The organism is Rhizobium sp. CECT 9324 (assembly GCF_918741265.1).
In the GTDB taxonomy this organism is placed as follows: domain Bacteria; phylum Pseudomonadota; class Alphaproteobacteria; order Rhizobiales; family Rhizobiaceae; genus Allorhizobium.
This window is the reverse complement of record NZ_CAKKMZ010000001.1, coordinates 195,938-219,841: the sequence shown is the minus strand read 5'-3', so window position 1 is coordinate 219,841 and position 23,904 is coordinate 195,938. Positions and strand designations below refer to the sequence as shown.

Sequence of the window (23,904 nt, the reverse complement as noted above, 5' to 3'; positions counted from 1 at the left end):
GGCACCACACGCCCGACATTTCTCCAGCTAGAGGATCTTCCATGTCCATCGATAGCTATCAACATCTTCATCAGGCGCCCGAGGGCGATGCCCCGGTTGTCTTTACCTTTCACGGCACTGGTGGCGATGAGCACCAGTTTCCGGGGTTGATCGCCCGCATCCAGCCCAAGGCCGGCATCATCTCGCCACGCGGCGATGTTTCCGAATATGGCGCCAATCGCTTCTTTCGTCGCACGGGGGAGGGCGTCTATGACATGCCCGATCTGGCCAAGCGAACGGATGCGATGATCGCCTTTGTCGCGGCATACAAGGAACGGTATCCGGGTCGGCCATTCCAGGCGCTTGGGTATTCCAACGGTGCCAATATCCTGGCTTCGGTGATGTTCAAGGCGCCCGATCTGTTCGATCGGACCGTGCTGATGCATCCGCTGATCCCGTGGACGCCGGCTGCGCAGCCGGGTCTTGCCGGCCGCCATGTCCTGATCACGGCGGGTCAGCGGGATCCGATCTGCCCGCTGCCGCTGACGGAAGCGCTTGCAGCTTATCTTGAAGGTCAGGGCGCGATCGTCCAGACCGTGCTGCATCCGGGCGGACACGAGATCTCGCAGGGCGAGATCGAGGCCATCAGCACGTTCCTTCGGGCGTGACACGAGAAGGCGGTCCCGGTTTTTCCGGTGCCGCATTTTTGCAGGTGGTTTTGTCTGTTCTAGCCGTTGCCGATGCGGATGATTGCCTTGATCAGCCCGGTCTTCTCGCTCGCCCAACGCGGCAGGTCCTCCGCGACCTTATCGAGCGTCGTGCGATGCGTGATCAACTGGTCGATCGGCACAAGACCCTTGCTGATTGAATCCCGGACATGATCGAAATCGATCCTGGTCGCGTTGCGGCTGCCGATCAGGGTCATTTCACGCTTGTGGAATTCCGGGTCGGAGAAACTGATCTCTTCCTTCACAACGCTGACGAAGACCAGGCTGCCGCCATGGGCGACGTAGGCGAAGGCTTTTTCCATCGAACCGCGATAGCCGGTGGCGTCATAGACGACATCGAAGCCGTCGCCACCCGTCTTTTCGGCAACGGCGGCGCTGGCGCTATCGCCGGCGAGAATGCCCGAGGCAAAGCCAAGCCGATCGGCGGCCATGGACAGGCGTTCGGGGCTGGTGTCGAGCAAGGTCACCTCCTGACCGGCGATGCGGGCAAAGATTGCCGTGCCAAGGCCAATCGGGCCAGCACCGATCACCAGTGCACGGATCGCCTCTGGGCCTGGGGCCGGCATCGCCGCGCGGCGCACGGCATGGGCGCCGATGGCGAGAAACTCCACCGTTGCGGCCGCCTCAAGGGAGAGGTTGCCGGCCGGATACAGATTGCCCGCAGGCACGACGATTTCTTCGCACATGGCGCCATCGGAATGCACGCCGAGCACACTGATGGCCGTGCAGCAATTCGGCTTTGCCTTGCGGCAGGCGATGCAGGTGCCGCAGGCGATGTACGGATTGACGATGACGGTCGTGCCCGGCGCCAGATCGACACCCTTGCCGACTTCAACGACGGTCGCCGAGATTTCGTGCCCCATCACACGGGGATAGGCAAGGAAAGGATGCTTGCCCTCGTAGATGTGGTAGTCGGTGCCGCAGATGCCGACATGGCTGACCGCAAGGCGGGCAAAACCCGGAGCTGGCGTCTGCGGCGATGGCCGATCAACGATTTCGAGGCGACCCGGTTCAAGGCAGAGCGCGGCTTTCATGGCATGTCCTTCCGGCAGACCCGGGATGTTGGTCAGAAACGAGAGCGGGAAACCCGCTCCCGGGCGTGTGGCGATCAGCGACTGCCGCGGCGCCGCAACTGGTCGAAATAGACGATCAGGATGATCAGGGCACCGGTGATGATGCGCTGCCAGAACGAGTTGACGTTCAGCAGGTTAGCGCCGTTGTTGATCGTCGCCAGAATGAAGGCACCGAGCAGCGGACCCTGGACGGAACCAACCGCACCGAACAGGCTGGTGCCACCGATGACCGATGAGGCGATGGCCTGCAGTTCCCAGCCTTCGGCCTGGGTGGCATTGCCGATGCCGATGCGGGACGCGAGCAGGATGCCGACGAAGGCAGCACAGGTGGAAGACAGGATATAGGCGAGATAGATCGTCCGGTTGACGTTGACGCCGGACAGCCGGGCCGCCTCCCGATTGGAGCCGACGGCGAACAGATAGCGACCCCAGCGGCTGAGATGCAGGAAGATATAGGCCGGAATGGCGACCACGATCACCATCCAGAACAGGCTTGGCACGCCGAGGAAATCGGCGCGGGCGAAATTGGTGAAAGCGTCGTTCGAGATCGAGATGGTCGAGCCATTGGTGATCAGCAGGCCGATGCCGCGCAGCGAGGTCAGTGTCGCCAGCGTGATGATGAATGGCGGCAGGCCCATGCGCACGATGCCGAAAGCATGGAACATGCCGATTGCGACGCCGACGAGGAGTGTGATGCCCATGGCGATCCAGAGCGGTACGCCTGCGGCGAGCAGCCAGGCGAGAATGACACTGGCGAAACCGACCACTGCACCGACCGACAGGTCGATGCCGGCGGTGATGATGACGAAGGTCTGGCCCACGGCGAGGATGGCCGTCATCGCACCCTGGCGCAACAGGTTGCTGATGTTGTTGGGTGTCCAGAAGCTGTTGGTCGAAAAGGCCAGCAGCAACCAGAGGAACAGCAGGAGGCCGAGCAGGGTCAGACTGAAAAGGATGCTCATGCCCCTTTTTGGCGCGACCTTCGTGTCAGTGGTGTCCAGGCTCATTGTCGTTCTCCCTGTCGTCTTTTTTGGTATCGTTCGTCTGGCAATGCCGGATGGAAAGCGGTTTTACACGCCGATCGCTTCGGTCAGCACGTCCTCATGCGAGGCGGCCCGGTAATCATGGCTGGCGACCAGCCTGCCCTGTCTGAAGACATGCAGGCGGTCGGCGAGTTCGTAGACTTCCGGCAGGTAGGAGGAGATCAGGATGATGCCCGCCCCCTGTTTCAGCAGTTCACCAAACAGCCGGTAGATTTCCGCCTTGGTGCCGACATCGACGCCGACGGTCGGCTCGTCGAAGATGAACAGGCGGGCGCCGTGGCTGAGCCATTTGCCGATGACGATCTTCTGCTGGTTGCCGCCGGACATGGCGGACGCGAGCACCGCACGGGTCGGCGTCTTGATCTTCAGGTCGTTGATCTGCTTGTCGGCATTGGTGGTCTCGAGCTTGCGACTGATGGTCAGGCCGCGGCTCAGGCGCTTGAAGACCGGCAGGTTGATGTTCAGGCCGATCGGCAGGTTGAGGCAGAGCCCCTGGTCACGGCGGCTTTCCGGGGCAAGCGCGATACCGAGATCCATGGCCTTGCGCTCGTTGTCGATCGTGACCTTGCTGCCGTCCCAGTAGACTTCCCCGCCCGAGCAGGGCTGACGACCATAGAGGCCAAGCGCAAATTCGCTGCGTCCGGCGCCGATCAGGCCGTAGAGGCCAACGATTTCGCCGGCGCGAACCTTGATCGATACATCGTTGAAGCCTGGGCCGCTGAGGTTCTTCGTTTCCAGGATGGTCGCGCCGATCGGCAGTTTTTCCTTGTGGTAGATCTGCTCGATCGAGCGGTTGATCATCAGGGAAATCAGTTCGGCGTCATTGGTCTCGGTGATCAGGCGGGTGCCGACATGGGTACCGTCGCGCAGGACCGAGACGCGGTCCGCCAGCTCGAAGACCTCTTCCATGCGATGGCTGATATAAACGATGGTGACGCCTTCGGATTGCAGGCGGCGGATCAGGCGGAAGAGCTGGGCCGATTCCTGGCGGGTCAGATAGGCTGTCGGCTCATCGAAGATGAGGAAACGGATGCCGCGCATGGCGGCGCGGGCGGTGGCGACCAGCTGCTGCTGGCCGATGGTGAGATTGGCGAGCGTTTCGCCGGCGGGCAGATTGAAGCCGAGATCGTCCAGGACATTCTGGGCCGCCGTGGTCATGGCGCCCTTGCGCATGATGCCGCCGGACGACATCTCGTCGCCGAGGAACATATTGGCGGCGACGGACAAATGCGGGCAGAGCACGACTTCCTGATGCACGGCATTGATGCCGCGCTGGATCGCCTCGTTGGGGTCGGCAAGCGGCACGGGTTTGCCGCACCAGCGGATCTCGCCGGATGTGCGCGGAATGACGCCGGTCAGAAGCTTGATCAGGGTGGATTTTCCAGCGCCGTTTTCGCCGACGATGGCGTGGATCTCGCCGGCCAGGAAGGCGATGGTCGCCGGTTTCAGGGCTTCGACGGCGCCATATTTCTTCTGCAGGCCGACAAGCTCGAGGATCGGTGTTCCCGGTGTAATCCGGTCCGTCTCCAGAAGCTCCGGCGTGTCGTCGTGCCTGTGGCTGAGATCGTGCAGTCCCGTCATCGTTTCCTCCCGCGATCGCGGTTGTCTCAAGGGCAGGCAGGCTTTCTCCCAAAGCCTTGCCGTCCCTGCATGAAAGTCACGCGCGACTAGAGCCGCGCGTGACGGACTTTTGGATCAGTTGACCTTGGGGTTCAAAAGGGCGTCGATCTTCGGCTCGGCCATGTTGGCCTTGGTCACCAGATTGGCGCCGGTGTCGACGAAGGTTTCGACCTTCTCGCCCTTGGAGACGGCAAGCGCCGTCTTCACGCCATCGTAACCCATGCGGTAAGGATCCTGCACGACGAGGCCGGCGAGCACGCCTTCCTTGAGGAAACCGACCGTCTTTTCGTCGCTGTCGAAGCCGATGACCTTGATCTTGTCGCCGAGCTTGTTTTCGGCAATCGCCTGGCCAACGCCCTGCGCCATGATCAGGTTGGAGGCAAAGACGCCGACGAGGTTCGGGTTGGCGGTGATCAGGTCGGTCATCATGTTGAGACCGGTGGTCGCCTGGCCATCGGCATATTTGTCGGCGACGACCGTCAGGCCCGGATACTTGGCCTTGATCTGTTCCATGAATCCATCATGGCGCTGATCGAGCGAGCCGACGCCCGGCAGGCTGGTGATGACGGCGATTTCGCCCTCTTCCTTGCCGGTGACTTCCTTGATGGCCGCGGCAAGGCCATCGGCGGCAATGCGGCCGCCCTGGACGTTGTCGGTGGTCAAGAAGGAGGTGAAGGCCTTGGAGTCGGCGCTGGAGTCGATGCCGATGATCGGAACGGACTTGGCAGCTTCATCGATTGGCTTGCCGAGCGCCTTGAATTCGGTCGGCGAAATGACGACCGCGGCTGGCTTGCCGGCGACGGCGTTTTCAAGAATGCTGATCTGGCCGTTGATGTCGGATTCCGACTGCGCGCCGAGCTCCGGAACGGTGACGCCGAGATCCTTGCCAGCGGCGCGGGCGCCGGCCAGCACGATCTGCCAGTAGAAGGATGTGGTGTCCTTGACGATGATCGGGATGGTAACGTCCTGTGCGAAGGACGCGGCCGGCATTGCCGATACCATCATTGCAGCACCGGCGACCCCGATCAGGGCGCGGCGCGTCATGCTCTTCAGAATAGACATGTGGTTCTCCTCTCAATTTGCGTCCTGTTCCTCCAGTGAGACCCTCCCGCAGAACGCGACCGAGACGATCTTTTATCGATAAAAAACATTTTACCGAGGCACGCTACTCCAGCATTCTGGAGAAATCAAGCAGGCAGAAAACGCATGCTCCCATTGCGTCAAATGCCTTGTTTTGCGGGCGTTCGGACAGAAATTCCCGCGCAAGCCTGCGGCTAAACCCGGTGGATTTCCTCCGGATAGACGACGCCCTTTTTCAGGATGATATTGCCATAGATTCTAAGTTCCGTCGTGGCGACGATGAAGGCCGCATTGGCGGCACGCTCATAAAAGGCGAAGCGCTCGAGCGACGTCAGCTTGAAGTCGCCGCTGAGGCGCTGGACCATGTCGCCGAACTCCTGGCAGATTTCCGGCACGGTGACCGGATCGCCGACGATCTGCATGGTCCAGGCGGCCTCATCGACGAACTGGTCGAGTGGCATATGCGCGAGGATGGCTTCAAGGACCGCCACAGCGCCGAGGCCGTCGGCCCGCACGACAGGCGGCCCGATCGTGCTGGCGGGGAAATTGCCATCGGCGATGACGATTTCGTCGCCATGGCCCATGGTGGCGATGGCATGAAGCAGGTCAGGCCCGAGCAGGGGATGAATACCTTTCAGCATCCGCAGGTCTCCTATTCGCGGACCGGTTCATCGCCGAGCGGCGGAGCAACCAGAGTGTAGGGGTCGAAGGGCGCGAAGGCGGACGCAGGCAATTCTTCTGCAGTCAGCGCCATGTTGCGGGCCAGGCTCTCCGGTTTCGCCGTTCCGATGATGACCGAAGCAACGGCCGGGTGGTGCAACGGGAATTGAAGCGCATATTCAGCAAGCGGCTTGCCTGCGGATTTCGCCACCGCCTCCATGGCGCGAACCTTTGTCAGGATCTCTTCGGTTGCCGGCGTGTAGTCGAAATGGGCACCGGGGACCGCACCTGTCGCCAGGATGCCGGAATTGAAGACACCGCCCGCAGTGATCGAGGTGCCGCGTTTCTCACAGAGCGGCAGCAGTTCCTCGACGGCGGAGCGATCGAGCAGCGAATAGCGGCCGGCCATAAGGATGACATCGATATCGATGTCGGCCATCATGTCCAAGCAGGCCGGCACTTCGTTGACACCAAGGCCGAATGCCTTGATGGCACCGGAGGATTTGAGCGCGTCGAGCGCCTTGTAGCCACCGTCGCGCAGTTGCTTCACATAACGGTCGTTGATCTCGCGGCCATGCGTATAGACGCCGATGTCGTGGACATAGAGCATGTCGATGCGGTTGAGGCCGAGCCGCGCATAGCTGAAATCGACCGACCGCATGATGCCATCATAGCTGTAGTCATAGACCAGCTTGAACGGCAGGGCATCGACGAAGCCGACATTGGGGATTTGGTCGCGCGGAACCGGCGCGAGAAGCCGGCCAACCTTGGTCGAGAGCACATAGCTGTCCTCCGGCTTGTCGCGCAGGAAATCGCCGACATAACGTTCGGCCTGGCCGAAGCCGTAATGGGGCGCGGTGTCGAAATAGCGGACGCCGTGATCCCAGGCGGCCTGGAGCGTCGCCAATCCAGCCTCCCGCGGGCAGGCGCGATAGAGGCCGCCGAGCGGAGCCGTGCCGAAACTGTATTCGGTGACTTCCAGGGAGGTTTTGCCGATGCGTCTCGTTTTCATGCTGTTCGTTCCGTCTGGTTCATGTCGCTCAGAGCGTGGCACCGAGGTGCCAGGGCACGAATTCGTTGTCGCCGTAGCCGAACAGTTCGCTCTTGGTCTTCTGGCCGGACGCGGTCTCGATGATCAGGTCGAAGATCTCGTGCCCGAGACCAGACACGGAGGCGTCGCCGGTGGCGATGACGCCGCAGTCGATATCCATGTCCTCTTCCATCGCGCGGTAAAGCGCGGTGTTGCTGGTCAGCTTGATCGACGGTACGGGCCGTGAGCCGAAACAGCTGCCGCGGCCGGTGGTAAAGGCGATGACATTGGCGCCGCCGGCAACCTGGCCGGTGGCGGAGACCGGATCGTAGCCGGGCGTATCCATGAAGACGAGGCCGTGTTCGGTGACGCGTTCGGCGTAGTTATAGACGGCGGTCAGCGGCGAGCGGCCGCCCTTGGCCACGGCCCCGAGCGATTTTTCGAGAATGGTGGTCAGGCCGCCCTTCTTGTTGCCGGGCGAGGGGTTGTTGTCGAGCGAGGCGCCGTGCTGGGCGACATAGGCCTCCCACCAGGAAATCAGTCCGTCGAGCTTGACGGCCACATCCTCGGTCACCGCGCGGCTGCGCAGCAGGTGCTCGGCGCCGTAGATTTCAGAGGTTTCCGACAGGATCGCCGTGCCACCGGCACCGGCGAGAAGATCAACCGCAACGCCAAGCGCCGGGTTGGCAGTGATGCCGGACAGACCGTCCGAGCCGCCGCATTGCAGGCCGACGATGATTTCGCTGACCGAGATCGGTTCGCGGCGGGCAGTGCCGATTTCGGCGGCGATCTCGCGCAGGATGCCCAGCGCATTTTCCACCGCGCGGCGCGAACCACCGGCATCCTGGATGTTGAAATGGCGTTTTCCGGCGCCTGCGCCGCTCTGGCCATAAAGCGTAAGCTGATTGACCTCACAGCCGAGCCCGACCATCAGAACGCCGCCGAAATTCACATGTCGTGTGTAGCCGGCTAATGTTCTGTGAAGCGTGCGCATGCCGTCACCGGTGGAGCTCATTCCGCAGCCCTGGTCGTGGACGATCGGCACGAAGCCGTCGATGCCTTCATAGTGGGGCAGGATGGTGCGATTGGCCGCTTCGGCAATGGCCCGACAGACCGTGGTGGAACAGTTGACGCTGGCGATGATGCCGACGAAATTGCGGGTCGCCGCGCGGCCATCGGCGCGGCGGTAACCCATGAAGGTGCGCGCCTTGTCGGCCGGGGTTGCGGCCTCGGGCTGGGCAAGGCCGGTGACCGACAGGCGGTCCTCATCGAAGGCGAGATTGTGGGAGTGCACATGATCGCCGGCGGCGATATCGCTGGTCGCGCGGCCGATGGCTTGGGCGTATTTCACCACCGGCTCACCTTTGCGAATGGCGCGGACGGCGACCTTGTGGCCGGGGTCGATCTTCATGCCCGCCGCGGCGCCGCCAGGAAGCGCTTCGCCGGCTTCGATGGCGATTGTCGTGACGGCGACATTGTCGTCTGCAGACAGCAGAATACAGGCAGTCTTGCTCACCCGGTCTTTCTCCCTATAGCCCAACCTCAAGGTCGGATCCTTGCTTTTGTCTTTTATCTACAATAGACAGATTGGCGTCAATGGTAATGATGCTGCTATTGAAGAAAACCGCGAAAACGGGACTTTCCGAGGTAGAGAATTGATAAAAAAGAACTGAATTTCCAAGCTTTTCAGCTTGGTGGTTCTCTTTGCGGCCAATCGAGGATAGAGCGGGGCAGAAGCGCCGGATCCTGGATTCGGCGATGGACTTCATCCAGACATGGCGGACAGATGGCCAAGCAAAATACCGTCTTCAAGGACGCTTACAACCGCACACTGAAGCTGATCGAGGAGACCGACAGCCTGCCGTCTGAACCTGAGCTTTGCGGAAGCCTGGGGGTCAGTCGCACAACGGTGCGCGCCGTCCTGACGCGGCTCGGCGACGTTGGCCTGATCATGTGGGACAAGCGGGCCAAAACGGTACTGCGGCGGCCCAGCAAAGCGGACTTTTTTCCCTCAGAGGAGACGGATTCACTTTCGGAGATCATCGAGCGGAGTTTCATGCGGCGCATTCTTGCAGGTGGTGCGCAGCCAGGCATGCAGATCAACGAGCTGGAACTGGCGCGCGAGATCGGCACCGGTACGACAAGCGTACGGGAGTTCCTGATTCGATTCAGCCGGTTCGGGCTAATCGAAAAGCGGCCGAACAGCCATTGGGTGCTCAAGGGTTTTACCCGCGAATTTGCGCTCGAGTTGACCGAAGTGCGCGAAATGTTCGAGCTGCGATCCGCTGCAAGGTTTGCCGATCTGGCGCAGGATCATCCCGCCTGGGCCGAATTGAAAGAGGTCGAGGCGCAGCATCATGCGCTGTTGGCGGATATCGACAGGCGCTATCCTGAGTTTTCCGAACTCGATGAGCGCTTCCACCTGCTGGTGCAAAAGGCATCCAGCAATCGCTTCATCATCGATTTCTACGACATTATCTCGATCGTCTTCCACTATCACTACCAGTGGAACAAGACCAATGCGCGGGCCCGCAATGCCCGGGCGCTGGAGGAGCACCTCGATTATATCGGCGCGCTGTTTTCCCGCGATGGAAGGAAGATCGAGGAGGCATGCCGACGACACCTGAAGTCGGCCCGGGAGACGCTTTTGCAATCAATTCAGGACAGCGAATGAAGGGTGCCTTCTGCATTGGCTCTTGCCAGACCGCTGCCCGGCACTCTAACCACCATTGTCTGTTCAATACCGATGGCCGCATGCCGGGCAAGATGTCGGCGAACGCTTGTTGAAATGGAGTTCACCGACGATGGAACGCGTTGCCCTTAATCCTGACCTGTCTTTGAGCAGGATCGTCTATGGCATGTGGCGGCTTGGAGAGGATCAGGATACATCAATCGCTCATGTGCAGGCCAAGGTCGAGAGCTGTCTAGCGCAAGGCATAACGACAATCGATCACGCCGATATCTATGGCGGCTACACTGTCGAGGCAATCTTTGGCGCGGCACTGAAGGCTGCGCCGCAGCTGCGCGAACAGATCGAGATCGTGACCAAATGCGGTATCGTTGCCCCGGCTGGGCGGCATGCGAGCGCCAGGGTGAAGCATTACGATACGACCACTGCGCACATCAACGCTTCGGTCGAGGCCTCGCTGCGCGACATGGCGACCGACTATATCGACCTTCTGCTGATCCACCGGCCGGACCCTCTGCTCGACCCGGACGAAACCGGTTCGGCGCTGGATGCGCTGGTGGCGTCCGGCAAGGTTCGCGCCGTCGGGGTCTCCAATTTCCGGCCGTGGGACTATGCGCTGCTACAGTCCTCAATGGAATCAACGTTGGTGACCAACCAGATCGAGATGGGCCTGATGGCGCCCCAGGCGTTTACCAATGGCGATCTTGCCTATCTACAGGAGCGCATGATCGCGCCGATGGCCTGGTCGCCGCTCGGCGGCGGCTCGCTGTTCAATGGATCCAAACCAGAATTGCTTGCGGTGATCAAGCGCATCGCCGGCGAACACGGTGTCGATGAAACGGCCGTCGCAATTGCCTGGCTGCTGCGTCATCCAGCGAAGATCATGCCGGTCATGGGGACGAATGCCATGGCGCGGATCGCCAAGATCAGCGATGCGGCGAAGGTGGAGCTGGATCGACAGAGCTGGTTTGAGCTCTATACGCTGGCGATTGGCCATGAAGTTCCCTGACGCGCTGTCGTGACGTCATCCCACGACCGATCGTCTCACGTCGGCGCACCGCCCTTGGATCGCATACGCTTGCGGAAGGCCGTCGGTTTCTCACGGAAGCGATCGCTGAATGCTTCGTAGAAGCGCGAAACCGAGCCGAAGCCGGATTCGAAGGAGACGTCGGTGATCGACAGGTCGGTTGCGATCAGCAGTGACTGGGCCGTATCGAGGCGATGGCGGACGATCGCCTGGTTGATCGTCAAACCGACGGCGCGTTTGAAGACGGACATCGCATAGTTGGGGTGAAGGCCGGCATCGCGGCCGACGTCTTCGGCCGAGATTTCATCCAGCGCGTGCTCGGCAATGTAGCGCAGCATACGCTCGACGTTTTCCACCCGCTCGCTGTCGCTATGGCCGAGGCTGGCAATTGCCGAGCCTTCCTCGCGCAGGTCGCGCCATCCGTCGCGCTCGATGCGAAGGACGCGGGCGGTCAGTTCGTTGCGGACGATTTCGCTGAGGCCCTCGTCGCCGGACAGAAGCTCCTCGCGCCAACGCTGGAAGATGTCGCGGTCATAGGGGCGCAGTTCGGTCGCCTCGATCATCGCGCCGCGAAACACCGCGTCGCGAAAGCGGGTCAGGTTGGCGAGGCCGAGGAAGAAGGACATGGGCACATAAAGGCAGATGAAGCGGGTTCCCTCCGCGCGATCGATCACCTGGTGCGGGATCATGCCCCAGAACAGGCAGAGGCGGCCTTTGCCGACGGTCAATTCGCGGCCGTCGAACCAGTAGGTCATATGTCCGTCCAGCACGAAGTTGAGTTCGATCTGGCTGTGCATATGCGGTCCCGCCATGCGCTGGACGAGGAGGGCTTCACCGGCGCAAAAGCGATGATCGCCGAAGATCACCAGCGGATGACGCGGGTCATGGTCGGGATGGACCGGGACAGATTCGTCCTGAACAACAGGCTGCAGAGGCGTCATGCTTAGGATCCCGGAGAAGTTACGCAGAAAGTCGGTAGATTATTACGGCTTTGCGCCTGATGATCAAGGTGAGCTGACATGCATGTCCGGTGGGATCCGGATCGCACCAGCTCTGCGATATGCGATGCATACCGGTCATAGGGAGGAAAACATGACCCTTTTCAAGAGCCTGAGCGGGCTCGCGCTCTCCGTAGTGCTGTTCTCGACTGCCGCATTTGCCGGCGAAATCACCATCAATTCCGACCATTCCGATCCGGTGCCGAAAAAGGCGATGGAAGAGCTGATTGCCGACTTCCAGAAGGCCAATCCGGATGTGACGGTCAAGTGGAACAATTTCGACCACGAAGGCTACAAGTCTGCGATCCGCAACTTCCTGACGGCTGACGCGCCGGACGTGGTTGCGTGGTATGCCGGCAACCGCATGGAGCCCTTCGTCAAGGCTGGCCTGTTCGAGGACGTCACCGATGTCTGGACGGCCAATGGCCTCGACGAGCAGCTTAAGTCGTCGGCGCCGTCGATGACGATCGACGGCAAGAAATGGGGCATGCCCTATACCTATTACCAGTGGGGCATCTACTACCGTAAGGACATCTTCGCCGAGCAGGGCATCACCCCGCCGAAGACCTGGGCCGAGCTGCTGGCCGCTTCGGAAAAACTGAAGGCTGCCGGCATCACGCCATTCACCATCGGCACCAAGGCCCTGTGGCCGACCGGCGGCTGGTTCGATTATCTGAACCTGCGCGTCAACGGCTACGAGTTCCACATGGAGCTGACGGCTGGCAAGGTTCCCTACACCGATCCGCGCGTAAAGGCCGTGTTCGAAAAGTGGGGCGAGCTGGTGAAGGCGGACTACTTCATCGCCAACCATGCCGCGATCGACTGGCAGGACGCCGTGCCGCAACTGGTGCAGGGCAAGGCTGCCATGTATCTGATGGGCAATTTCGCCGTCGCCACCTTCAAGGAAGGCGGCCTGAAGGAAGAGCAGATCGGCTTCCTGCAGTTCCCGGAAATCACCCCCGGCATTCCGGTGGCTGAAGAGGCTCCGACCGATACGTTCCACATCCCATCGGGTGCGAAGAACAAGGAAGACGCCAGGAAATTTCTGGCCTATCTCGCGTCTCCGGCCGCTCAGACCAAGATGAATGCGACGCTCGGCCAGCTGCCGGTGAACAATACCGCCGAAAAGCCGAAGGACGTGTTCCTCGACGCCGGTTTCACCATGCTGTCCAATGCCCATGCGCTGGCACAGTTCTATGACCGTGATGCGCAGGCCGAAATGGCCAAGGCCGGCATGGAAGGCTTCCAGGAATTCATGGTCAAGCCCGACAATCTCGACCGCATTCTCGAGCGGCTCGAAAAGGTTCGCGCTCGCGTCTACAAATAAGGACCAAGGTCCTCCCGCGCCGGGTGCCGTCGACCTCGTTGTCTTCGGCATCCGGTTGCCATTCCCTTCCCGTTTCCAAAGGTGCCGCCGTGAGCAACGCCGTCTCCCCCTCATCCAGCTTCTGGAAGAAAAACCAGCAGAAGCTCGCGCCCTGGCTGTTTCTTGCGCCGGGCATGCTGATGTTCGTGATCTATGTCCTGGTGCCGATCTTCCAGTCCATCTGGATCAGCTTCCACGACTGGGACGGGCTGGGCGAACAGGTCTGGATCGGGTTTGACAACTATGTCGAACTGCTCGACGACGACACGTTCTATGTCGCCCTGAAGAACAACCTGATCTGGCTGGTACTCTATCTGCTGTCGATCCCGGCGGGTCTTGCGGCCGCCCTGTTCCTCAACCAGACGGTCACCGGCATCCGGCTCTACAAGTCGCTGTTTTTCTTTCCCTTCGTGATCAGCCAGGTCGTGGTCGGCCTGATGTTTACCTGGTTCTATGCGCCGGATTTCGGCCTGTTTTCCAAGCTGACGGAATGGCTGACGGGCGAGCAGATCGCCGTGCTGGCCGACGAGCGTTTCGTCACCTACGGCATCATCGTTGCCGGTCTCTGGCCACAGACGGCCTATTGCATGATCCTCTACCTGACCGGTCTCAACAACATCAATCCCGAGCAGGTGGAAGCTGCCCGCATGGACGGCGCCAAGGGCGTCAAGCTGTTGTGGAACATCATCCTGCCGCAGCTCGGACCGGCAACCTTCATCGCCATGGTGGTGACCGTGATCGGCTCGCTGCGTTCCTTCGACCTTGTCTCGGTGATGACTGCCGGCGGTCCCTACGGTTCCAGCCAGGTGCTGTCCTACTTCATGTACGAGCAGGCGCTGTCGGAATACGGTTTCCGCATGGGTTATGGTGCGGCAATTGCCGTCGTCCTGTTCCTGATCATGATGGTCTTCATCTCGCTGTTCATCGTGCGCATGCTGCGCCAGGAAAGGAACGCCTGATGTTCCCGGCACCCATCGAAAAAGCCTCGCGCTTCGTCCAGACCGGCTACAAGATCCTGCTGCCGGTGGCGCTGTTTCTCTGGCTGCTGCCGCTGATCGGAGTGGCGATCACCTCGGTGCGCCCGGCGGGCGATCTGGCGGCCGGCAATTATTTCGGCATTCCGTCCTCCTTCGCCGGGGTGGAGAACTATACCGCCGTGTTCCGCGATTCGCCGATCGGCTGGTACATCCTGAATTCGTTCAAGGTGACGATCCCGACGGTGATCGGGGCAGTTGCGCTGTCGTGCCTGACCGGCTTTGCGCTCGCGGTTTACCGCTTCAAGAGCAATCTCGTGCTGTTCTTCCTGTTCGTCGCCGGCAATTTCATTCCGTTCCAGATCCTGATGGTGCCGGTGCGCGACATGACGCTGAGGGCTGGCCTTTACGATACGACAATGGGCCTGGTGCTGTTCCATGTCGCTTTCCAGACCGGCTTCTGCACGCTGTTCATGCGCAATTTTATCAAGGGCCTGCCATTCGCACTGATCGAATCCGCCCGCGTCGAGGGCGTCTCGGAATGGCGGATCTTCCGCCATATCGTGCTGCCGCTGATGCGTCCGGCCATTGCGGCGCTCTCCGTGCTGGTCTTCACCTTCGTGTGGAACGACTACTTCTGGGCCACAGTGCTGGTCCAAGGCCAGCATGCGATGCCGGTGACGGCGGGTCTCTATTCGCTGAACGGCCAATGGGTCGCCGCCTGGCACCTGGTTTCCGCCGGCTCGATCGTCGCGGCGCTGCCGCCGGTCGCCATGTTTTTCCTGATGCAACGGCATTTCATTGCCGGCCTGACACTTGGAGCCACCAAGGGATGAGTGAAATCGTAACCGTCGATTCAGGTCAGCTTTCGCTCAGCCTGCGCCTGCCTGATCTCGGCATGCCGGAAATCCTGTCCTTCGGCACAGTCCCGGTCGAGGTCGATCCGCTGTTCGACATCGAACGCTCCAGCCGCGTGAACGGCATGGATATCGCCGTGCCGACATCGGTCCTGCTGCCAACCGGCGGCATGGGCTTCTTCGGCTGGCCGGCAATTTCAGGTCATCGGGCAGGGCGCGATTTCGTCGCGCAGTTCGGCGGCTGGTCGGTCGAGCGTGACGGCAACCGCACCGTTTTGAACGGTGCCGACACGGTGGCAAAGCTCGGCATCAACATTGCGCTCTCCGCCCATGCGTCCGGCCTGATCTCGATGGCGACGGAACTGACCAATCTGGGCGATGGCGATTACCAGCTCGATCGCTGCATGGCCGCGACCTTCCTGGCGCCCGCCGGCGACCTGCAGGTGATGAGCTTTACCGGCATCTGGGGCCGCGAGTTCCAGACGCGCCGCGAATTGCTCGGCAATGGCACCTGGATCCAGGAAAGCCGGCGCGGCCGGACCTCGCATGACCGTTTTCCGATGCTGTTCATCGAGAGCGAAACGCAGGTCTTTGGCGTGACGCTCGGCTGGAGCGGCAATCACCAGATGGTCATCGACCGCACCGACGACGGCCAGCGGCTGGTGCATCTGGGTGAATTGTTCGAGCCGGGTGAGATCGTTTTGCAACCGGGCGAGAGCTACAAGAGCCCGATTGCCTATGCGGGTACCGACAGCCAAGACTTCCACGCCTTCGTTCGTGACGAGCTGACCCAATGGCCAGGCGGCAGGATGAGCCCGCGTCCGGTGACGCTGAACACCTGGGAAGGCAATTATTTCGACCACCAGATGGGGTCGCTCAAAGCTCAGGCGACGGCGGCCGCCGAGCTTGGCATCGAGCGTTTCGTGCTCGATGACGGCTGGTTCGGCAAGCGCGACAACGACACGACCAGTCTCGGCGACTGGGACATCGATGCGCGCAAATACCCTGATGGCTTGAAGCCGCTGGTCGATCACGTGACGGGCCTCGGGATGCAGTTCGGCATCTGGTTTGAGCCGGAAATGGTCAATCCGGTGTCCGAACTCTACAAGGCGCATCCGGACTGGGCACTGCAGATCGAGGGGCGACCGCTGCTCGAATCGCGCACCCAACTGGTGCTCGACCTGACGCGGCCGGAGGTGTCCGACTACCTGTTCGCCAAGATCGATGCGGTGCTGGCCCATCATGCCGTGTCCTATGTGAAATGGGACATGAACCGCGACCTGACCCATGCGGGTGGGCGTGATGGCAAGGCGAAGATCGCCGCCCAGACGCGCGCCGTCTATGCGCTGATGGACCGGGTCCGTGCGGCGCATCCGGGTGTTGAAATCGAAAGCTGTGCGTCCGGTGGCGGCCGCATCGACTATGGCGCGCTGGCGCGCACCCACCGCGTCTGGACCTCGGATTGCACCGATGCGCTGGAGCGGCTGGAAATCCAGCGCGGCGCCTCGGTCTTCGTGCCGCCGGAAATTCTCGGAAGCCATATCTCGGCCTCGCCGAACCACCAGACAGGGCGGCGCCATACGCTGTCCTTCCGGGCCCTGGTGGCGATCGCCTATCATCTCGGCGTCGAGCTTAATCCGCTGGAACTGACCGAAGACGAACGGTCGGAGCTCAAGGTCTATATCGAGGCCTACAAGCGGCTGCGCGGTCTGTTGCATGCGCCGGGCGCCGCGTTCCGGCTGGAGCCGATCGATGGGCGCTATGTCTGGGGGGCGGCCAGCGCCGAGAAGATCGTCGTAATCGTTGCGCAGGGGCCGCAGATGGTCGGCGAGCAGCCGGCACCGCTCAAGCTGCCCGACAGCGTCACGGAACTCGGCGGCACATGGCGGATCGCCAATGCGCTTCCGGCCGCACCGCAATTCATCCGTATCTCCGAGGGGCAGAAAAAACTGCTGGCCGGCGAGATCAGCTTCCAGTTGTCGAGCACCGGCCTTGCCGGCCTGCCGCTGCCGATGCTGATGCCGGAAAGCGCGCTGCTCCTCGAACTCATTCCTTCAAAGGGAGGCAAGACCCATGGCTGATGTGCGCCTGCGCGACGTCAAGAAACAGTTCGGCGCACTCAGCGTCATCAAGGGCGTCGATCTCGACGTCAAGGATGGCGAGTTCTGCGTCTTTGTCGGCCCGTCCGGCTGCGGCAAGTCCACGCTGCTCCGGATGATCGCCGGTCTCGAGGACATCACCTCTGGCGCGCTGTCGATCGGCGGCCAAGATATGACCAAGGTCGGTCCGTCCGAGCGTGGCGTGGCCATGGTGTTCCAGTCCTATGCGCTCTATCCGCATATGACGGTGGCCGAAAACATCGGCTTTGGCCTGCGCATGACCGGTCACTCGAAAGAGATGATCACTGATCGGACGGCGGTTGCGGCCAAGATGCTGCAGCTCGAGCCATTGCTAGAGCGCAAGCCCGGCCAGCTTTCCGGAGGCCAGCGCCAGCGCGTGGCGATCGGCCGTGCGATCGTGCGCAATCCGGAGGTCTTCCTGTTCGACGAGCCGCTGTCCAATCTCGATGCGGCGCTGCGCGTGCAGATGCGCGGCGAGTTGTCGAAGCTGCATCAGGACCTGAAGTCGACGATGATCTATGTCACCCATGACCAGGTCGAGGCGATGACCATGGCCGACAAGATCGTCGTGCTGTCGGCCGGCAAGATCGAGCAGGTCGGCTCGCCGCTCGAGCTCTACCATCGGCCGAACAATCTCTTCGTTGCCGGTTTCATCGGCTCGCCGAAGATGAATTTTCTGAAAGTGAATGTCAGTCAGGCCGAAGGCGGCACTCTCAGCGTCGCGCTTCCGGGTGGTGTGTCCCTTACGATGGCCGGCGAGGGAAAGCCGGCGCTTGGCGAGATGACCTTCGGTATTCGTCCCGAACATATCGATGCGACGGGCAAGGGCGATGTTGTGCTCGAAAGCACTGTCAACCTTGCCGAATATCTCGGCTCCGAGACGCTGTTCTTCGTCACGCTCGCCGATGGTTCGGAACTGTCGCTCAAGGCCGATGGCCTTGCGCGTGAAAAGCCGGGCGACAGGCTGAGGATCGGGATCAATGCCAAGGCCTGCCATCTGTTCAACAAGGATGGCCTTGCCGTCATCAACGGAGATCTGACGCGATAATGCTGGGCGTATGTTACTATCCGGAGCACTGGGACGAAACGCGCTGGGCCGAGGACGCCCGCCGCATGGTCGAACTCGGCATCTCCTTCGTTCGGATCGGCGAGTTCGCCTGGTCGCGGCTGGAGCCCGCGCGCGACACATTCGATTTCGGCTGGCTCGACCGGTCGATGGATATCCTGACCAAGGCCGGCCTGAAGATCGTGCTCGGCACACCGACGGCGACGCCACCGAAATGGCTGGTCGACGAACATCCCGATATCCTGCCCTATGACGAAGACGGCAAGGTGCGCGGCTTCGGTTCGCGCCGGCACTATACGTTTTCGTCCGAGACCTGGTGGCGCGAAAGCGCGCGCATCGTCGAGATCGTGGCCGCGCGCTACGGCAATCACCCGGGGCTGGTCGGCTGGCAGACGGACAATGAATATGGCTGTCATGACACGACGGTGTCCTGGGGGGCTGAAGACCTGAAGAGTTTCAAGCGCTGGCTCAGGCTGCGCTACCAGTCGACCGACCAGCTCAACGAGGCCTGGGGCTCGGTGTTCTGGTCGATGGAATTGAACAGCTTCGACGAGGTCATGCTGCCGAACCTGACGGTGACGGAGCCCAATCCGGCCACAAGGCTCGACTTCTGGCGCTTCCAGTCGGACCAGGTCGGGGCCTATGACAAAATGCAGTGCGAGATCATCCGCAAGCATTCACCTGAACGCTGGATCACCCATAACTTCATGGGCTTCGTTTCGGATTTCGACCACTTCAAGGTCGGCGACAATCTCGATCTGGCGTCCTGGGACAGCTATCCTATCGGTTTCGTCGAGAAGTTTCCGTTCTCGGAAGACGAGCGCAATCGCTGGGCGGAAACCTCGCATCCGGATATTGCACCCTATCACCACGATCTCTACCGCGCTGTCGGCAAGGGCCGTTTCTGGGTGATGGAGCAGCAGCCGGGCCCAGTGAACTGGGCGCCGTGGAACCCGGTGCCGAAGCCCGGCATGGTGCGGCTGTGGACCTTTGAAGCGCTGGCGCATGGGGCCGACGTCGTCAGCTATTTCCGCTGGCGCCAGGCACCGTTCGCGCAGGAGCAGATGCATGCCGGTCTCAACCTCGCCGGTCTCGACGAGCTGTCGCCGGGCGGGATCGAGGTGCTTCAGGTGGCCGAAGAGTTGAAGTCGCTCGGGCCTCTGCCGGTGACGGGCAAGGCTTCCGTTGCGCTGGTCTTCGACTACCAGAGCTACTGGACGACGATGATCCAGCCGCAGGGCAAGGACTTCCGCTACGAGGAACTGTGCTTCCGCTGGTACGAGGGCCTGCGCCGTCTCGGTCTCGACATTGATTTCGTCCGTCCGGGCGCGTCGCTGGAAGGCTACGCGCTGGTTGTCGTGCCCTGCATGACCGAGGTCGATACGGCGACCCAGTCGGCGCTGGAAGAGGCGACCGGCCATGTGCTGATCGGCGCGCGCACGGGTTCACGCGATCGCAATTTCGTCATTCCGGAAAACCTGCCGCCGGGTCCGCTCGGCGCGCGAACCGGCAATCGCGTCATCCAGGTCTCGACGCTGCGGCCGGGACTTTCGGATGCCGTTTCGGGCGCTGTTTCAGGTGCCGGCATCCGCTGGCGGGAATATCTGGAGACGTCAGCCACGGTTCTCGCCCGCTTTGCCAATGGCGATCCGGCGCTGACCGAGAAGGACCGTATGCTCTATCTCGCCTGCTGGGCCGACGAGACCTTGCTGGGAAGCGTTCTGACGCTTGCCGCGGAAAAGGCCGGCCTTCAGACGATGCCGGTGCCGGATCACATCCGCATTCGTCGTCGCGGCGACCTGACCTTTGCCTTCAACTATGGCACCGAGGACTGGGCGGTTCCCGCCGGCGCAAAACTTGCGCTCGGCGAGGCCGTTCTCAAGCCACAGGCGGTTGTCGCCTGGCGCTAGTTGCAGGCGTCAAAAGCGGTTCAGATCGAAGATCATGGGAGGGGCGCCACGGGTGCCCCTCGTTGATTTTGGCCCTTGCCTTCGCGGCGGGTCATGGCAAGTTGCGCGCCATGACAAAAGTGATCCTCATCGTTCTCGATGGCTTGCGCTATGACGCAGCCCGTAGCTGTCTCGGATATATGGAAGGCCTGGTGCAGGCGGGCATGGCGGAGGTGCGCAGGCTGACCTGCGAGTTGCCAGCGATGTCGCGGCCACTCTATGAGACGCTGTTGACCGGGCGGCGTCCGGTGGAGCATGGCATTGTCAGCAATGGCGTGGTGCGGCGTTCTGAGGGCGACAATCTCTTTGCCCGCTGTCGGGCTTCAGGCAAGGTCACGGCCGCTGCGGCCTATCACTGGGTGTCGGAGCTTTATGTCTCCTGCCCGTTCGATCGGCATCGCGACCGTATCCTGGTGAATGGCGGCGGTGATATCACGCATGGCGTCTTCTATTGGGACGACCACTATCCCGACAGTCATCTGTTTGCCGATGCCGATTGGCTGATCTCCAGCCACAGTCCCGATTTCCTGCTGCTGCATCCGATGAATGTCGATGATGCCGGTCACCGCCATGGCGGGGACAGTGTCGGTTATCGCAATGCCGCGCGTGTTCAGGGCGACCTGCTGGCGCGGCATCTGCCCGGTTGGCTGGCGCTTGGTTATAAGGTGATCGTCACGGCCGACCACGGCATGGGCTATGACGGCAATCATGCCGGACCTACACCTGAGGAGACGCATGTGCCGTTTTATGCGCTCGGCTTTCGCCTGGGCGAGGACGCCGCATTGCCACAAACGGAGATTGCCGGTCTGATCTGCCGGTTGATGGACGTGGATGCGGGACATATGCCGGGCTATCAGGGGCCGCTTGAAATTCTGGCCTAAGACCCGTGCTGCGTGATCCGAAACCGCTTCCGCTACCGTAGTTGTCCGCAGATTGGGTCGACCAGGAGCGGACGATGACAGACTTTCCCGGCATGACGTCACTTGGCTCTGGCTACAGGGCGCTGGTACTCGGGGCGAGTGGCGGCATCGGGTCTGCCTTTGTCGAGGTGCTGCGTTCCGATCCCCGTTGCGGCGAGGTCTCCGGCCTGTCGCGAAGTGTCGATGGGTTCGACATCACCGATGAGGACAGTGTTGCTGCCGCTGCAACGCATCTGTCTGATTCCGGGGCTCGTTTCGACCTCATCCTGTGTGCAACAGGGGCTTTGACAATCGATGATGTCGGGCCGGAAAAGGCGATCAAGGCCATCCGGCCGGAGGCCATGGCAGCGCAGTTCGCGGTCAACGCGATCGGTCCGGCGCTGGTTTTGAAACATTTCGCGCCACTGCTTGCCAGCGATCGCCGAAGCCTGTTTGCGGCGCTTTCCGCCCGTGTCGGCTCAATCGGCGACAACAGGCTGGGTGGCTGGATTTCCTATCGCGCGGCCAAGGCGGCACTGAACCAGATCGTGCGGACGTCCGCGATCGAGATCGCCCGGACAAGGCCGAACGCCGTTGTCGTCACTCTGCATCCCGGCTCGGTGGATACGGGATTGTCTTCGGCTTTTGCCAAAGGCCATGACCGCCTGGCGCCAACGGACAGTGCGGCACGGATGTTGTCCGTACTTGACAGCCTGGAGCCCGCCCAGAGCGGTGGTTTCCATGCCTATGACGGCCAGCCGATCGAATGGTAGGCCGGGCCATTCGGGATTGGGTGGCATTGTGGCTACCAGCTCATATTGCCGGAGAGGTCTCTTCAATCAGCAGGCCGCTGGTGCGCAGCAATGAGGTGAAGCGGCCACCAAGGGCGCTTAACTGGTCGTAATTGCCCAGCTCGATGACCTTTCCGTGGTCAAGGAAGACCACGAGGTCGGCTTCGCGGATGGTCGAGAGACGGTGGGCGATGATGAATGTCGTGCGGTGCTTGCGCAGCCGGTCGATCGCCTGTTTCACCCGTGCTTCCGTTTCGACGTCGAGCGCGCTGGTCGCCTCGTCAAGCACCAGGATCGGGGCGTTTTTCAGGATGGCGCGGGCGATCGCGATGCGCTGGCGTTCGCCGCCCGACAGGCGGTTGCCACGCTCGCCGACGACCGTATCGTAGCCGATCATGCGACTTTCGATGAAATCGGTGGCCGCGGCCGCCTCAGCCGCCTTGATGATGTCTTCTTCGCTGGCATCCTCGCGGCCAAGGCGGATGTTTTCTTTGATCGAGCGGTTGAGCAGGCCTGCATCCTGGAAAACGGTGGCGATGGCGTGGCGCAGCGATTTACGGGTGATCCGGGCAATGTCGTGGCCATCGATCAGGATCTGTCCCGATTGCGGCTGGTGGACGCGCTGAAGCAGATTGATCAGCGTCGTTTTTCCAGCGCCGGTCGGGCCGACAATGGCGACCGTCTGGCCTGCCTGGACGGTGAACGATACGTCGCGCACGCCCTGGGTGGTGGAGGCAAAGTCGAAGGAGACGTTGCGAAACTCCACGTCACCGCGGACATTGTTCAGCTCCGTCGATCCGACCGATTCCTCCCGGTCCTGAACGGCATCTTCCAGTTGGTAGAAGTCCTCGAGCTTAGAGCGCGCCTCGAAAATCTGATTGGCGAAGGTGATCATCTGGTCGAGACGGGCAATCAACAGGCCGGCAAAACCTGTAAAGGCGATGACATCGCCGACCTTGAGCTGGCCGCTCTGCACGAACATCGTGCCGATCACCAGGATGATCAGCATGGAGAGCGTCGAGGCGATCCGGTTCAACGCGCCGGCAATCGCCCACCAGTCAAGGACGGGATACTGGGCTGCGAGAAGTTTCGTCGTGTATTCCTTGAGCGCCCGGGTTTCGGCTTCGATGCGGTTGTAGCTGTGCAGCACTGAAACGTTGCTGATCGAGTCGCTGACATGGGAAAAGACGGTGTGATAGTGGCTCTCGACAGAGGCCTGGCCTTCTTTGGTGCGGTTCATCACGGTCTTGCCGATGATGACGTAAAGAACTGCAAGCACGATCAGGACCGAGGTCAGGCGAACATCCATGGAAAAGGCGGTCGGGATCAGCAGCGTCAGAGCAACGGCGGTTGCAAGATGCGTCCGCATGAATTCAAGCCATAGGCCGAACAGGGTTTCGCCGGCGCGCAACAGCGTGTGCAGCGCGTTGGAGGTGCCCCGCTGCTGGTGCCAGCTTAGCGGCATTGAGATGATCTTGCCGAAGGATTCGGTCAGGAGATCCGCACGGCGGCCATGCGCCAGGCGATCTGCTTGTCGGGCCACGAGGACATAGGCGACTGTGTTGAATACGCCGAAGCAGCCCCAGGCGATCAATATCGATGTCGCGTCGCTCTTTTCCGATATCGCATCAATGATCCGACCGAACAGAATTGGCTCGATGATGGTTATGGCGGCAAGAACGACATTGGCGAGCACCACAAAGGAGACACGCAGCCGATAAGTCGCAAGATATTTCAGGGCCTTGAAATATACCTGTATCAGGGACAACCGCTTATACCTCCAGATGCGCATTCAGTGGTGATCTGCTTGAAACGGGTTTCGCCTCGTCTGACAAGAGCAAAGCCCAGGATTCCTGCGCCGCGATCCTGCAGTCTTGTATTATTCAACTGAGGCCGGGCGGGGGCAGAATCTGCACGAACCATTATCATGCGTTCGCTACGAAATTTCGTGGTCG

Annotated in this window: 20 protein-coding genes; 11 read left to right on the top strand and 9 right to left on the bottom strand. The window is 61.4% G+C overall.

Annotated elements, in window-relative coordinates; translation table 11 throughout:
* Positions 1-41 precede the first annotated feature (41 nt).
* A complete protein-coding gene (locus tag LQ231_RS01045) occupies positions 42-647 on the top strand; it encodes an alpha/beta hydrolase (RefSeq protein ID WP_230169946.1) in 606 nt (201 codons plus the stop codon).
* A 59-nt stretch (positions 648-706) separates the two neighbouring features.
* Here the strand turns inward: LQ231_RS01045 and LQ231_RS01040 are convergent, their stop codons facing one another.
* The 7 genes from LQ231_RS01040 to LQ231_RS01010 form a co-directional block, all read right to left on the bottom strand.
* Positions 707-1,741, bottom strand: coding sequence for a zinc-binding alcohol dehydrogenase family protein (locus LQ231_RS01040; RefSeq protein WP_230169945.1), 1,035 nt, complete (start codon positions 1,739-1,741; stop codon positions 707-709).
* A gap of 74 nt (positions 1,742-1,815) precedes the next feature.
* A complete protein-coding gene (locus LQ231_RS01035) occupies positions 1,816-2,787 on the bottom strand; it encodes an ABC transporter permease (protein WP_113142736.1) in 972 nt (323 codons plus the stop codon).
* Between the two features lie 63 nt (positions 2,788-2,850).
* Positions 2,851-4,404 carry a sugar ABC transporter ATP-binding protein gene (locus LQ231_RS01030; RefSeq protein WP_230169944.1) on the bottom strand — a complete coding sequence of 518 codons (1,554 nt, stop codon included), beginning with the start codon at positions 4,402-4,404 and terminating at the stop codon, positions 2,851-2,853.
* A gap of 114 nt (positions 4,405-4,518) precedes the next feature.
* Entirely contained in the window at positions 4,519-5,505 is a 987-nt protein-coding gene (locus tag LQ231_RS01025) for an ABC transporter substrate-binding protein (RefSeq protein ID WP_159951979.1), read from the bottom strand.
* 212 nt (positions 5,506-5,717) lie between these two features.
* Complete coding sequence (locus LQ231_RS01020; RefSeq protein ID WP_230169943.1) at positions 5,718-6,164, bottom strand: RbsD/FucU domain-containing protein; 447 nt, start codon at positions 6,162-6,164, stop codon at positions 5,718-5,720.
* A gap of 11 nt (positions 6,165-6,175) precedes the next feature.
* Complete coding sequence (locus LQ231_RS01015; RefSeq protein WP_230169942.1) at positions 6,176-7,195, bottom strand: aldo/keto reductase; 1,020 nt, start codon at positions 7,193-7,195, stop codon at positions 6,176-6,178.
* A 28-nt stretch (positions 7,196-7,223) separates the two neighbouring features.
* Entirely contained in the window at positions 7,224-8,729 is a 1,506-nt protein-coding gene (locus LQ231_RS01010; RefSeq protein ID WP_230169941.1) for an altronate dehydratase family protein, read from the bottom strand.
* Positions 8,730-8,999: 270 nt separating this feature from the next.
* Between LQ231_RS01010 and LQ231_RS01005 the strand changes: the two genes are divergently transcribed.
* Both LQ231_RS01005 and LQ231_RS01000 read left to right on the top strand, forming a co-directional pair.
* The gene (locus LQ231_RS01005; RefSeq protein ID WP_230169940.1) at positions 9,000-9,887 is read left to right on the top strand and encodes a GntR family transcriptional regulator; all 888 of its coding nucleotides are present in this window, start codon (positions 9,000-9,002) and stop codon (positions 9,885-9,887) included.
* A gap of 130 nt (positions 9,888-10,017) precedes the next feature.
* On the top strand, positions 10,018-10,911 hold the full coding sequence (locus LQ231_RS01000) for an aldo/keto reductase (RefSeq protein ID WP_230169939.1): 894 nt from the start codon (positions 10,018-10,020) through the stop codon (positions 10,909-10,911).
* A gap of 35 nt (positions 10,912-10,946) precedes the next feature.
* Here LQ231_RS01000 and LQ231_RS00995 read toward each other — a convergent pair whose 3' ends face one another.
* A complete protein-coding gene (locus LQ231_RS00995; protein WP_230169938.1) occupies positions 10,947-11,870 on the bottom strand; it encodes a helix-turn-helix domain-containing protein in 924 nt (307 codons plus the stop codon).
* Between the two features lie 151 nt (positions 11,871-12,021).
* On the opposite strand from LQ231_RS00995, the gene LQ231_RS00990 reads away from it, so the two are divergent.
* The 8 genes from LQ231_RS00990 to LQ231_RS00955 all read left to right on the top strand — a co-directional run bounded on the left by LQ231_RS00990 (position 12,022) and on the right by LQ231_RS00955 (position 21,931).
* Positions 12,022-13,254: an extracellular solute-binding protein gene (locus LQ231_RS00990; protein WP_230169937.1), complete on the top strand. Its 1,233-nt coding sequence runs from the start codon at positions 12,022-12,024 to the stop codon at positions 13,252-13,254.
* A gap of 89 nt (positions 13,255-13,343) precedes the next feature.
* Entirely contained in the window at positions 13,344-14,252 is a 909-nt protein-coding gene (locus LQ231_RS00985) for a sugar ABC transporter permease (protein WP_230169936.1), read from the top strand.
* Entirely contained in the window at positions 14,252-15,103 is an 852-nt protein-coding gene (locus tag LQ231_RS00980; RefSeq protein WP_230169935.1) for a carbohydrate ABC transporter permease, read from the top strand. The genes LQ231_RS00985 and LQ231_RS00980 overlap by 1 nt, the downstream gene beginning before the upstream one ends.
* Positions 15,100-17,205, top strand: a complete 2,106-nt coding sequence (locus tag LQ231_RS00975) for an alpha-galactosidase (RefSeq protein ID WP_230169934.1) — start codon at positions 15,100-15,102, stop codon at positions 17,203-17,205. The genes LQ231_RS00980 and LQ231_RS00975 overlap by 4 nt, the downstream gene beginning before the upstream one ends.
* On the top strand, positions 17,198-18,292 hold the full coding sequence (gene ugpC, locus LQ231_RS00970; RefSeq protein WP_230169933.1) for a sn-glycerol-3-phosphate ABC transporter ATP-binding protein UgpC: 1,095 nt from the start codon (positions 17,198-17,200) through the stop codon (positions 18,290-18,292). The genes LQ231_RS00975 and ugpC overlap by 8 nt, the downstream gene beginning before the upstream one ends.
* Positions 18,292-20,220: a beta-galactosidase gene (locus LQ231_RS00965; protein ID WP_230169932.1), complete on the top strand. Its 1,929-nt coding sequence runs from the start codon at positions 18,292-18,294 to the stop codon at positions 20,218-20,220. Before ugpC ends, LQ231_RS00965 begins: the two co-directional genes overlap by 1 nt.
* 110 nt (positions 20,221-20,330) lie before the next feature.
* On the top strand, positions 20,331-21,140 hold the full coding sequence (locus LQ231_RS00960) for an alkaline phosphatase family protein (RefSeq protein WP_230169931.1): 810 nt from the start codon (positions 20,331-20,333) through the stop codon (positions 21,138-21,140).
* A gap of 74 nt (positions 21,141-21,214) precedes the next feature.
* Positions 21,215-21,931, top strand: coding sequence for an SDR family NAD(P)-dependent oxidoreductase (locus LQ231_RS00955; protein ID WP_230169930.1), 717 nt, complete (start codon positions 21,215-21,217; stop codon positions 21,929-21,931).
* Between the two features lie 40 nt (positions 21,932-21,971).
* Here LQ231_RS00955 and LQ231_RS00950 read toward each other — a convergent pair whose 3' ends face one another.
* Complete coding sequence (locus LQ231_RS00950; RefSeq protein WP_230169929.1) at positions 21,972-23,717, bottom strand: glucan ABC transporter ATP-binding protein/ permease; 1,746 nt, start codon at positions 23,715-23,717, stop codon at positions 21,972-21,974.
* Positions 23,718-23,904 lie beyond the last annotated feature (187 nt).